4 protein-coding genes are annotated in these 13,720 nt (G+C 65.0%); 3 read left to right on the top strand and 1 reads right to left on the bottom strand.

The features are described 5' to 3' along the window. The first annotated feature begins 50 nt into the window (after window positions 1–50). The 3 genes from Q0562_RS05650 to Q0562_RS05660 are packed head-to-tail and all read left to right on the top strand — an operon-like array spanning window position 51 to window position 13,375. Window positions 51–11,963 carry an Hpt domain-containing protein gene (locus Q0562_RS05650; protein ID WP_298642245.1) on the top strand — a complete coding sequence of 3,971 codons (11,913 nt, stop codon included), beginning with the start codon at window positions 51–53 and terminating at the stop codon, window positions 11,961–11,963. Then, a complete protein-coding gene (locus tag Q0562_RS05655; protein ID WP_298642248.1) occupies window positions 11,963–12,412 on the top strand; it encodes a hypothetical protein in 450 nt (149 codons plus the stop codon). Before Q0562_RS05650 ends, Q0562_RS05655 begins: the two co-directional genes overlap by 1 nt. A gap of 3 nt (window positions 12,413–12,415) precedes the next feature. Further along, entirely contained in the window at window positions 12,416–13,375 is a 960-nt protein-coding gene (locus Q0562_RS05660) for an acetyl-CoA carboxylase carboxyltransferase subunit alpha (protein WP_298642250.1), read from the top strand. Window positions 13,376–13,482: 107 nt separating this feature from the next. Here Q0562_RS05660 and Q0562_RS05665 read toward each other — a convergent pair. Then, window positions 13,483–13,720 (bottom strand): hypothetical protein (locus Q0562_RS05665; protein WP_298642253.1); only part of this gene is annotated, 238 nt, incomplete at its 5' end.

Genomic DNA, 13,720 nt, shown 5'->3' on the forward strand with positions numbered 1-13,720 from the left:
TACGATAAATGGTTTGGGTTTTGTGCCATTAACCGGGTACAGGAGTTTTCATGGCAACTGAAATAGGCAATCAATTACTGGCGCGTGTCCGGGATGAAATGGGGCGCAACATCGCCACCATCAAACGTCAACTCATCGAATGGCTGGAACGCCCCGAATCCGGCGGTATTGACATCCTGCGCGACAAACTCGCGGAAATCAGCGGCGGCCTGTCCCTGATGGGGCAGGATGATGCCGTTGCATTGGCGGAGGCCATCAGTGCAGGGGTCGCTGGTCTGAGCCAGGGCGTGGCGCAGCACGGTGTGGACGCATCCTTTGCCGGACACGGCGCGGAAATCGCGGCGGGGCTTTTGGTGCTGACCGATTACATCGAGCGCCTTGATCATCTCAGCGAGTACAACCGGCAATCCGTTATCCAGGCGACTGCGGCGGTAACAAGCATCACCGCTGCCGGTCAAGACGCCATACACGTTGCCGCCCGGCCGTTTATCAGCAAAGAAACCTATCAGGCGCTGGCGGCGAAAATTAACGAAGTTGTCGAAACCAGCCGCAACCAGATTGAAGAACACATCCGCAATCCGGAAGCGCCGTTCAATACGGCGAACATCATTGAAGCCAACCAGAATCTGAAAAGTTTTTTCGCCGTGCTTGACCTGAAAACGCCGCAGTCCCTCTTGCAGCAAATCAACGAACGGATCAAGCCCGGCCTCGGCGAAGCACAGTGGATTGACATTGCCGAGGCGATGATCCTCGTGCAGGAATCGCTGAAACACGCCGAACACGACGAAACCATCCGCCAGACCGACAATTTCAGCAAGGCCGTGCAGGCGCAGGCGGCACATTCGCGCCTGCTCGAAGTCGAAAAGTTGATACACGACACCGGCAAGCTGGGGCGGAGCTTTTTTGAAGCATTGCGCAAAGAAGTGCTGCACGACGAAACCGTCAAGCAGGAGCAACCCTGGCGCGAAGCGACGGCGCAACTCGTGCATTACAGCGCTATCACCGTGCTGGCCGGGCTGAAAGAACTGGCCGCGCAACTGCAACACCTCGGCCTGCTCTTTGCCGAATTCACCCTGCAAAACGATCAAGTTCTCGCCAAGACCTACGTCCCGGTGATTGACGCCCTGGTCGCCGTCGAATACCTCTTCAATGATCTCGCCGAAACCGGGCGGATCTCGCGGCACGATGTCGCCTTCCTCGCCGAAGCGGTCGGCAAAATCGACAAGATTTGCCCGGTCAGCACGCAGGCGAAAAGCCTCTTTGTCCAGCTCGCCAACATGGCGCCGCCGGAAAGCGACGAAGAAGAAGGCAGCGGCGACATCGAACAGTTCAAGGATGTCCTCGCCTCCGCGCTGGACGTGCTGGATGACGACTTTTCCATGCTGGACAACCCCGAAGAAGAGGAAGAAGCGCCGGAAGAACTGCCCTCGGTCATACTGGCCGGCAGCCAGGCGGGCGCAGGTACCCCGGCAAGCGCTGCGGCGGGGCTGACCCAACTCGAACACAGCGACAGCGCCGCCGCCATCCCCGTCAATCAGAACGCGGGCGGTGTCGGCATCAACGCCCCTGTTGCCGGACAACCCGCCGCCGCAAGCGGAGAAACCGCTGCCCCAGCCGCAGCAGAACCCGCAGCAAGCGGAGAGACTGCCGCTCCCGTCGCCGCAGAACCCGTGTCAAGCGGAGAAACCGCTGCCCCTGCCGACGCAGGAACCGTGCCAAGCGGGGAAACCACTATCCCTGCCGCAGAACCCGCAGCAAGCGGGGAAACCGCCGCATCCGTCGCAGGAACCGCATCAAGCGGAGAGACTGCCGCTCCCGTCGCCGCAGAACCCGCAGCAAGCGGGGAAATCGCTGCGCCCGCCGCAGAAGCAGCATCAAGTGGGGAAACCGCAGCCCCTGCCGCAGAACCCGCAGCAAGCGGAGAAACTGTCGCCGCCCCCGCCACAAAAACAGCACCAGGCGGTGAAACCGCCGCGCCCGCCGCAGCAGCATCAAGCGGGGAAACCACTGCCGCTGCCGCAGCATCGACCGCGGCAGCCGCCGCAGGCGGTGCCCTGCCTGCCGTTGCCTACTTTGCGGGCAAATCGCTGAACGACTTGCAGGCGATGGATGTGCCTGCCGAAAAAGTCTCCTTCGTCGGCAGTCATGCCGATGCCGTCATGGACGAAGAAATCCGCGAATTCTTCAATGAAGAGCTGGGCGAAATCGTCGCAACCATGAACAGCGTCTATCCGCAGTGGCGCGAAGCGGCGGACGACGGTCAGCTCACCAACGACATCCGCCGCGCCTTTCACACCCTGAAAGGCTCGGGGCGCACCGTCGGCTACGAAGCGCTGGGCGAGTTCGCCTGGCAGCACGAACAACTGCTCAACCGCGTCATCGAAAAAGACTACAAGGCCAACTCGCTGGTCTGCGACACCGTCGGCGACGCCGTGTCCCTGCTCAACGTCCTGCAAGAAGGCGAAGAATTCGTCGAACACAAGGGCGCACTCCTGCAACAGGCGCTGGTGGCCGAACGCGTCCGCCTGTCCCTGCTTGATGCCCCGCAAAGCGGGCAGGACGCGCTGGATGCCCTCTCGCGCAAACTGCGCCTTTCCGACGGTGCCACCGCTGCGGCAGACGGGGCTGCTGCGCCCGGGCAGGCAAGTGTTGCCCCGGCGGCAACCGCCGCCGCAGACGAACTGGCGGCTTTCGACGGTATTTCTCTCAACAGCGGCGCAGCTGCGGACGATGAAGCCCCGGTTATCACCCTGGCGGAAGGCGATTTCAGCGTCGAAAAAGACGACGACACGCACGAAGCAGCGCAAACCGCTACCGTTCACGCTGCGGCAGCAGCGCATGACGACAGCGCGATTGACTTCGCCCTCGCCGAAGACGACACGCCGCATGAAGCAGCGCAAACCGCCACCGCTCACGCTGCGGCAGCGCCACATGACGACGGCGCCGTGATTGATTTCACCCTCGCCGAAGACGACACGCCGCACGAAGCGGCGCAAACCGCTACCGTTCACGCTGCGGCAGCAGCGCATGACGACAGCGCCGTGATTGATTTCGCCCCCGCCGAAGACGACACGCCGCACGAAGCGGCGCAGACCGCTACCGCTCATGCTGTGGCAGCAGCGCATGACGACAGCACCGTGATTGACTTTGCCCTCGCCGAAGACGATACGCCGCACGAAGCGGCGCAAACCGCCACCGCCCATCCCACTGCGGCAGCAGCGCATGACGACAGCGCCGTGATTGACTTCGCCCTCGCCGAAGACGATACGTCGCACGAAGCGGCGCAAACCGCCACCGCCCATCCCACTGCGGCAGCAGCGCATGATGACAGCGCCGTGATTGACTTCGCCCTCGCCGAAGACGATACGCCGCATGAAGCGGCGCAGACTGCCACCGCTCACGCTGCGGCAGCAGCGCATGACGACGCCGCGATTGACTTCGCCCTGAGCGACAGCCACGCGGCAGACACACCCACAACAGCGGCAGAACCCGCCGCCCCGGCGGTCGTCACCGTCAGCGGCAGCGAAAGCTACGATAAAGCCCTGCGCACCCTGCAACGCGGCCTGCGCATGGGCGAGCCGGACGCCGACATGCAGGCGGCGCTGGCGGAAACCATCCGCCGCCAGTGGCAGCAAAGCATGGCGGACGACCCCGCCATGCGTGCGGCGATGACGCAAAGCCTGATCGAATCCTTCAAGGGCGACAGCGCCGGGCAGGCACAATGGGTATCCGACATCCTCGCCCAGGCGAATGCCGCCGGCAGCGCATCCGTGCCGGTGCAGCCCGGCCTCGTGCCGAAAACGGCCGGCATGCCCGTACACGCCGCCCCGTCCGGCATTTCGCAAGAAGCCTACGACCGCATGCTCACCACCCTGCGGCGCGGCCTCGCCACCGGGGCGGACGAAGACATGCTTGCCGTGTTGTCCGACACCATCAGCCGCCAGTGGCTGCAACAAGGCATCGACACCGAAGGCGAAACCCGCGACAACATCATCAGCCAGCTCAAAACCTCGCTGCTCGAAGAAGGCGTGGCGGACGAAGTCACCCTGGACGCCATGCTGGAAACTGTGCCGCACCGCGTGCCGAGCGTCCTGCCGGAAGGCGTGCGCCAGGATTCCTACGGCATCATGATGGAAACCCTGCGCGCCGGCCTCAGCAACGCATCCAGCGCCGACGTGCAGGAAATGCTGGCGACAGCCATCGGCAACCAGTGGCAGAACCAGAACAGCCTGCAAGACAGCGCCATCCGCGCCGCCGTCGCCGAACAAATGGCCGCCGTCCTCGGCGGCAACGGCCAGGAAAACAGCGCGCTGGTCGAAGCCGTGTTGAACCGCGCCGCCGAAAAAGCGCGGGAAATCCCGGCCGGCATCCGCCCGAACGACTACCACAACATGCTGGACACCCTGCGCAGCAACATCGGCAACGCGCAGAGTGCCGAAGCGCAAGACGCGCTGGCCGCCAGCATCAGCGCCCACTGGCAGGAACAAAGCCTGCAAGACGACGCCACCCGCGACGCCGTGGCGCAGCGCATCATCGCCGCGCTCGGCGGCAAGAACGAAACCGACAGCGCCGCCGTCGAAGCCGTCCTCGAACGTGTTGCCGAAAAAATGGCGCAACGGGGCAAACAAACCGCCGCACCGGGCGGGGCGACAGCGGGCTTCGCCGCCGACAGCACCGCAAGCGGGACAACGGCGGAAGACAGCAGCGCCGTCCACCTCGCGCCGGGCAAAAGCGGCGCAGCCGACAGCGCCGCCAGCATCGGGCTGGCACAAGGCGGGCAGGCTGCGGGCGATGCCGTCGCCAACATGGCCGTCGAAGCCACCATCCTGCCGCAAGGCGTGCGGCAAGAATCCTACGGCGCAATGCTGCACACCCTCGGCGCGGGCATTGCCGCCGCGCAAGGCGACAGCACCGCGCAAGAAGCGCTTGCCGCCAGCATCGGCGCGCAGTGGCGGGAAGCGGACACCCTGCACGACCCCGCCGCCCGTGCCGCCGTCGCCGGACAACTCACCGCCGCGCTCGGCGACAAAGCCGACGCCGCGACCGTGGAAAACATCCTCAACCGCGCCGCCGCGCAAGTTGGCGAACTGCCGCAGGGCGTCGCACAGGCCGCTTACGGTGGCATGCTGCAAACCCTGAATGCGGGCATTGCCACTGCCAAAGACGACAACACCGCACAAGAAGCGCTCGCCGCCAGCATCGGCGCGCAGTGGCAGGATGCAGACACCCTGCACGACCCCGCCGCCCGTGCCGCCGTCGCCGGACAACTCAGCGCCGCGCTTGGCGACAAAGCCGACACCGCGACCGTCACCAGCATCCTCAACCGCGCCGCCGCGCAAGCTGCCGGACTGCCGCAGGGCGTCGAACAGGCGGCGTACACCTCCGTACTGCACACCCTGCAAGCGGGCATTGGCGCAGCGCAAGGCGGCAATGTCGCGCAAGAGACGTTAGCCGCCAGCATCGGCGCGCAGTGGCGGGAAGCAGACACCCTGCACGACCCCGCTGCCCGTGCCGCTGTCGCGCAGAAAATCAGCGCCGCCCTCGGCGGCAAGGCCGACACCGCCACCGTCGAAAACCTCCTTGACCGCGCCGCCGCGCAAGCCGCCGCCCTGCCGCAAGGCGTCGCGCAGGCCGCTTACGGCGAGATGCTGCAAACCCTGGACGCCGGCATCACCGCCGCGCAGGACGACCACGTCGCGCAAGAAACCCTGGCCGCCGCCATCGGCGCACAGTGGCAGAGTGCCGAAAGCCTGCACGACGACAGCGCCCGCGCCGCCGTCGCCGGGCAACTCAGTGCCGCCCTCGGCGGCAAGGCCGACACCGCCACCGTCGAAAACCTCCTTGACCGCGCCGCCGCGCAAGCCGCCGCCCTGCCGCAAGGCGTCGCGCAGGCCGCTTACGGCGAGATGCTGCAAACCCTGCAAACGGGCATCGGCATTGCGCAGAGCGACACCGCCGCGCAGGAGGTACTGGCCGCGACCGTCGGCGCGCAATGGCGGGAACCGCACAGCCTGCAAGACAGCGCCGCGCGCCGCACTGTGGCGCAACAAATCGCCGACACCCTCGGCGACCGGGCGGATGTGGCCGATGTCGAAGCCGTCCTCGCCCGCGCCGCCCGCCAAGCGGCAGAACTGCCGCAGGGCGTGCGCCAGGACGCCTATGGCCGCATGCTGCACAGCATGCGTTTCGGCGAAATCCACGGCGATACCGTCGAGCAGGAAATGCTCGCCGCCACCGTCGGCGCGCAATGGCAGGAATCGCACAGCCTGCAAGACAGCGCCACCCGCACCGCCGTGGCGCAGCAACTGGCGGCCGCGCTGGACGGCATCGCCGATGCCGATGCCGTCTCCGCCATCCTCGACCGCGCCGCCGCGCAAGCCGCCGCCCTGCCACGGGGCGTGGCGCAGGACGGCTACGGTGCCATCCTGCAAACCCTGCGCGGCGGTATCGGTGCCGCCGACGACGACCACACCGCGCAGGAAGTCCTCGCCGCCACCCTCGGCGCGGTGTGGCAAGACCCGCGTGCCCTGCAAGACGGTACCGCCCGTGCCGCCTTTGCGCGGCAAATCAGCGCCGTCCTGGACGGTGCCGTTGACGAAGCGGCGCTTGCCGCCGTCCTTGACCGCGCCGCGACACAGGCCGCGCAACTGCCGCAGGATGTACGCCAGTCCGCCTATGGCGAAATGCTGCAACACCTGCACGACGGCATCGGCGCTGCGCGTGACAACCCCGCCGCACAAGAAAGCCTCGCCGCCACCATCGGCGCGCGCTGGCGCGAAGAACACACCCTGCACGACCCGGCCGCCCGCGCCGCCGTCGCCGCGCAACTCACCGCCGCCCTGGGCGACAACGGCGACGCCGCGACGGTCAGCGTCGTCCTCGAACGCGCCGCCGCACAAGCAGGCTTTCTGCCGCAAGGCGTCAAACAGGAAGCCTACGGCGACATCCTGCACACCCTGAGCGCGAACATCGCCGCCGCCCAAGGCGACGCGGCCGCGCAAGAAACACTCGCCGCCGCCGTCGGCGCGCAATGGCGGGAAGCACACAGCCTGCACGACCCGGCCACCCGCGCCGCCGTCGCCGCGCAACTCAGCGCCGCGCTCGGCGACAATGCCGACGCCGCGACCGTTTCCGCCATCCTCGACCGTGCCGCCGCACAGGCGGACGCCCTGCCGCAAGGCGTGCGTCAGGATGCCTACGGCGCGATGCTGCACACCCTGCACGCGGGCATTGCCGCCGCTAAAGACGACGACGCCGCGCTAGACGCCCTTGCCGCCGGTATCGGTAGCCGGTGGCAGGAAGCGCACACCCTGCACGATCCGGCCACCCGTGCCGCCGTCGCCGCACAACTCACCGCCGCCCTGGGCGACAACGGCGACGCCGCGACCGTCGCCGCCGTGCTTGACCGTGCCGCCGCCAAAGCGGCAGAAACTGCCGCCGAAACCCTGTCGGCGGAAAGCTACGAACACCTGCTGTCCCTGCTGCGGCGCGGTCTGAAAGACGGCGACGCCGACACGCAGGCGGCACTGTCCGCCACCCTGCAACGGCAATGGCAGCAGCAAGACCTGCCGCAGGACAGCGCCACCATCAGCGCCGTGCAACAACAACTCGACGCGTCGCTCACCGCCGAAGGCATCGATACCGCACCGCTGGCGCAAGTCTTCGCCGGTGCCGGCCTGGCGGGCGGCGAAATCGTCGTCAAAGCCGTGCTGTCGCAGGACAGCGCCGATGCCGCTGCCGCCGCCCATGCCCCGGTCATCAAGGCCGCCGCCGCAGACGGACAGGCGCACGACGGTTTCGTCGATGCGGCCGCCGACAGCGCTGCCACCCAACCCGCCGCCTTCGTTGATGCCGCCGCCGCTACGCATGACGGCGGTTTCGTGGATGTCGCGGACAGCGCCGCCGCACACGGCGATGCCGAAATCTACCCGCACGGCGACGCGGCAGGCGAAGGCACAGTCGCCTTCATCGACACCGCCGCCGTTCCCGGCGACATCGCCCCGCTGCCCGAAGACGGCGAACTGCCCACCGCCCTCGGCGGCGTGGCCACCGCCGGTATTGCCGCCAGCGCCGCATTGCGTCCGGGCGGCAAAAACGGTGCGACCATCTCGGCAACCCCGGATTCCGTCGTGCAAATCACCCCGTCGCGCGGCATCAGCCCCGCCGAACGCCTCAACCGCGAACTCGCCTCACTGGCACAGCATCCCGGCCTGGATGATGCCGTGCAGGGCGGCAAGGCGGGCGGCGGCGACAGCGCCACCGGCAACCGCGCCGGCTTCCTGCGCGCGGTGGACCAGTTCGACACCCTCTCGCAACTGGCGGACAAAAGCGACTCCCCCACCATCATCGACGACCTCATCGACTCTGTTTACGACATCGAAGACAGTATTGATAGCGAGGTCGCGCCGCCGTGGATCTGGCGTCTGCTTGACTCCATCGAACAACTGCTGCTCACCCACAAACAGGAAGGCACCCCGATCAGCCTGAGCTGCGCCGCCGTCTTGCGGCAAAGCGCCAGGCTCATCGAAAACTTCGAAGAAGACGCCAACGAAGAAGAAGCCATCGAGGCCATCAACGCCCTGCTCAACGCGCGCCGCGAAGCGGGCGGCGGCAAAAGCGGCAGCGAACCGGCGGCCTTGCCGTACAGCGGCGCCCCGCTCGGTAGCGAGCTGGTCGAAGACCCGAACGCCAACACCATGCTGGCGGAAACCTTCATTGACGAAGCCATGTCGCTCTTCGCCCACAGCCAGGAAGAAGCCGAACGCTGGGACGAAAACCGCGACCAGTTGAGCCGCCTCGACGCCATCCGCCGCGACATGCACACCCTGAAAGGCAGCGCGCGCATGGCGGGCTACAACGCCATCGGCGACCTCACCCACGGCGTCGAATCCCTGATTGACGGCATCGTCAACGGCCAGGCCGAAGCAGGCAGCAAGGCAACCAGCATCCTCGTCGGCGCGATGTGGCAGGGCATGCTCATGCTCGACACCGTGCGCGACGGCTACCTGCCGCAGACCGACCCGTACATCCTCAACAATATCCACAGCTACCTCAACCAGCCGCTGCCCTACCCGGAAGTGGCCGAAGCCGCCGAACTGGCGCGGCAGGAAGCGCGCGAAGAAGCGGCAGCAGCCGCCGCCGCGCAGGCCGAACGCTTCGCCGACAAAGAGAAAGAGCTCACCCCCGAACCGGCGGAAGAAACCCCGGTGGAAGAAGTGACGGCGGCGACCGAATTCGACGAAAACATCGACCCGGTGCTGGTGGACATCTTCACCGACGAAGCGCAGGAACTGCTGCAAACCACCAGCCAACTGCTGGAAGACGATTTCAGCAAGAGCGAAGTGGTCGAAGAACTGCAACGCACCATGCACACCCTGAAAGGCGGTGCGCGCCTGGTCGGCTTCACCGCCATCGGCGACACCGCGCACCTGATGGAATCCGTCATCGACAAAGTGCCGGAACTCGCCGAAAGCAAAGTGCGCCAGGCCAAAACCCTGCTGCACTTCGGTCTGGATGCCCATTACGAAATGCTCGACAGCGTCATGCGCCACGAAATGCCGCAGCCCGCGTCGGAAGTCAACGAATCCCTCAAACTCTTCGCCGACAGCGGCCAGTACCGCGCCCCGTCGCAGGTCAAGCCCGACGCGGCGGACGAGCAGACAACGGGTGCGGACAACGCCCCCGACACCGCCCCAGGCGAAGCGGCAGCGAGTGCACACGCACCAAGCGGGGAAGCCGCAGGCGGCACCGCGCCGGACGAAGCGGCAGCGGGCGCACCCGCTCCAAGCGGGAAAGCTGCGGACGAAAGCGCCGCAGACAAAGACAGCGCCCACAGCGAACACGCCCGACACGCCATCCATGCCGACAGCCACGGTAGCGGCGGACAGGCAGGTGAAGGTGAAACCGCCGCCCCCGCAACGCCATCTGCCGACAGCGACAAAGCCGCAGAAAAAACGGCGGAAAAAACGTCCGATACCCAAGCGGACAGCCACAGCGCGCCGCCGCCGGATCACACCCCGGCTCTCGAAAAAGAACACGGCAACGACATCAGCGCAGGCGACAGCAAGCCCGATGTGCCGCAAGACAAGAACAAAGAAAAAGACAAGGCGAAAGATAAAGACGGCAAAGACAGCAGCAGCGACAACCTGCCGCGCTATGTCCGCGTTGACGCGCAACTGCTCGACGAAATGATCGCGATGACCGGCGAAACCGCCATCATGCGTTCGCGCATGGAAAACATCATCAGCGAAGCCGAATTCAACCTCACCGAGCTGACCCGCGTCGCCACCCGCATCGCCGAACAAATGCGCCGTCTCGACAGCGAAACCGAAGCGCAGATGCTCTACCGCCGCGAACAGCAGGGCGACGACGACCTGCACTTCGACCCGCTGGAAATGGACCGCTTCTCGGAAATCCAGCAGTTGTCACGGCAGTTGTCGGAAGCCATTGACGACCTGAAAAACCTGCAAGACACCCTGAGTCAGGACAACACCACCCTGCGCAACCTCTCCATCCAGCAGGGCATCATCCAGCGCAACATCCAGGACCACCTGCTCACCACCCAGCTCATGCGCTTCGATGTGCACGAAGCCCGCCTGCGCCGCCTGGTGCGGCAGACCGCGAAAAGCGTCGGCAAGGACGTCAACTTCATCCTCGAAGGCGGCGAAGTCGAAGTCGAACGCCGCCTGCTGGAAGACATCCTGCCCGCGCTCGAACACATGATCCGCAACTCGCTGGCGCACGGCATCGAAAGCCCGGAAGCGCGCCTCGCGACCGGCAAACCGGAAACCGGCACCATCAAGGTCAAAGTCGGCGTCCATGCCGCCGAACTCTCGGTGGACGTGCTCGACGACGGCCAGGGCCTCAACTACGCGCGCATCCGCGAAAAAGCCGCCGCCAAAGGACTGCTCGACCCCGATCGCGCCGACGACGAAAGCTACCTGAGCAGCCTCATCCTGCGCTCCGGCTTTTCCACCGCCGAATCCCTCTCGCAACTGGCGGGACGCGGCGTCGGCATGGATGTGGTCAACGAAATGGTCAAACAGCGGCGCGGACAAATCGTTGTCCGCTCCAAACGCGGCGAAGGCACCATGTTCACCCTGAACATGCCGTTCTCGATGAGCATCGCCGAAGTCCTTTTGGTCGAAATCGCCGGGCAGACCTTTGCCGCGCCGATGTCCTCCATCAAGGCCATCGGCCAGGTCAGCCACGACATCCTGCAACGCAGCGTGAACGGCGAAAGCGTGTACCAGAACTACGAAAACAAGGACTACCGCCAGTTCGTGCTCGGTGCCTACTTCAAGCCCGACCAGTACACCCTCGGCGTCGAAGAAGCGAGCGCCCCGGTTCTCTTCATCAACAGCGAAGACAACCCGGTTGCCTTCCATGTGGACCGCATCCTCAACCGCCTGGAAATCATCGTCAAAAACGTCAACCGGCAAGTGCTCAACATCCCCGGCATCTCCGGCGCCACCATCCTCGGTGATGGTCGCGTCGTGCCGGTACTCGAACTGCTCGACCTCGCGCGCCGCATCGCCGACCTCAACACCCTGCACGAACAGCATGCCGAAGAAGCCGAAGCCGCCATTCCGAACATCCTCGTGGTGGATGACTCCGTCACCATGCGCAAAGTCAGCACCCGCCTGCTCGAACGCCACCACTACAATGTGGCGACCGCGAAAGACGGCCTGGATGCCATCGAAGTGTTGAACACCTTCACCCCGGACGTCATCCTGCTTGACATCGAAATGCCGCGCATGGACGGCTTTGAATTCGCCGCCCACGTCCGCCACGGCAGCAACGTCCCCGATGTGCCGATCGTGATGATCACCTCGCGCACCGGCGACAAACACCGCGAGCGGGCGGACGCCATCGGCGTGCAGGGCTACCTCGGCAAACCGTACAGCGAAGATATGCTCATACAGACCCTGGAATTCCTGCTGAAAAAAGGGGGGGATAACTAATGGAACAGCTCAGCATCACCCTCGTGCCGACGGCGCATGAAACCCTCATCCTGCCGTCGGCCATCATCGCCCACATCTACCCCTACGCGCCGCCGCTGCTCATCGACAACGCCAGCGAATTCGTCATCGGCGGCCTGCTCATCGGCACCGACAAACTGCCGCTGCTTGATCTTTTCACCACCGCCGCCGAACAGAAAGACGAAGACCGGAACAGCTTCCGCGTCGTCCTCGTTTCATCCGTCACCACCGCCTCGCCGTTCATCCAGTATGCTATCCTTGCCCACGGCCAGCCGCAGATCGCCAACATCGGCGAGAACGACATCACCTCGCTCGGCAAAGGCAGCCACCGCTACATCCGGCGCTACATCGCCCTTGCCGGATACGACAGCGACAAACACCTCATCCTCCCCGACCTGCCGGCACTGGAAGCCGAACTGACCATGAGCTGACGCATGAACCCCGACTACCTCGAATTTGAACAACCCATCGCCGAACTCGAACACAAACTGGCCGAACTGCGCCAGTTCAGCAGCCAGACTGAAGTTGACCTCAGCGACGAAGTCGAACGCCTGCAAAACAAAACCCGCACCCTCACCGAAAGCATCTTCGCCGGTCTCAGCGACTGGCAAATCGCCCAACTGGCGCGCCATCCGCAGCGCCCCTACACCCTTGACTACATCCATGCCGCCTTCACCGACTTCCGCGAACTGCACGGTGACCGTCATTACGCCGACGACGCGGCGATCGTCGGTGGCTTGGCGCGGCTCGACGGGCGCGCGGTGATAGTTATCGGCCACGAAAAAGGGCGCGATACCAAAGAAAAAGTCAAACGCAACTTCGGCATGCCGCGCCCCGAAGGCTATCGCAAAGCCCTGCGCCTGATGAAAATGGCCGAACGCTTTAGCATCCCGCTCATCACCTTTATCGACACGCCCGGTGCCTATCCCGGCATTGGTGCCGAAGAACGCGGACAATCGGAAGCCATCGCGCGCAACCTCTACGAAATGGCGAAACTCGACATCCCCACCATCGCTGTCATCATTGGCGAAGGCGGCAGTGGCGGGGCACTGGCCATCGGCGTTGCTGACCGTGTGCTGATGCTGCAATACGGCATGTACTCCGTCATCTCGCCGGAAGGTTGCGCCTCCATCCTCTGGCACAGCGCGGAAAAAGCAGCCGAGGCGGCGGAAATCATGCAGGTCACCTCGGCCAAACTGGAAAAACTCGGCCTCATTGACGGCATCATCGCCGAACCGCTCGGCGGCGCCCACCGCAACAAAGACGAAATGGCCGAAACCCTGCGCACCACCCTCATCGACGAACTCGACCGCCTCTGCGCCCTTGATGATGCCGAGCGCCTTGCACAGCGGATGGATAAAATCCGCCACTACGGCCAATTCACCACAGCCTGATACCAATTCCAGAAATTAAGCTGGCAAGGCGGCGAGCCGAAGACAGTACAGATAGTACGGCGCGGGTTTCCCATAAAAATCGCGCAGCGATTTTTATGGGTGCCCGGTCAGGCGAGCCAACACAGCCAGATTATTTTCTGGGATTGGTATGAAGCAGAAGCGGGCAGGGCAGAACGCCGCTCCTTCGCTGCCAGGCGAAAACAAAAAAATCCGCCGCCCTGCGGCGGATTTTTTTGCGCGAAACCCAACAACCACGCCGCCTGAGCGAAACCCAACAACCACGCCGCCTGAGCGAAACCCAACAACCACGCCGCCTGAGCGAAACCCAACAACCACGCCGCCTGA

Source organism: uncultured Cardiobacterium sp., from assembly GCF_938028825.1.
Taxonomy (GTDB): Bacteria; Pseudomonadota; Gammaproteobacteria; order Cardiobacteriales; family Cardiobacteriaceae; genus Cardiobacterium.

What these genes read in the sequence shown, in the direction of transcription:
- Q0562_RS05650 (WP_298642245.1), top strand. Translation starts at nt 51, where the DNA reads ATGGCAACTGAAATAGGCAATCAATTACTGGCGCGTGTCCGGGATGAA.
- Q0562_RS05660 (WP_298642250.1), top strand. Translation starts at nt 12,416, where the DNA reads ATGAACCCCGACTACCTCGAATTTGAACAACCCATCGCCGAACTCGAA.
- Q0562_RS05655 (WP_298642248.1), top strand. Translation starts at nt 11,963, where the DNA reads ATGGAACAGCTCAGCATCACCCTCGTGCCGACGGCGCATGAAACCCTC.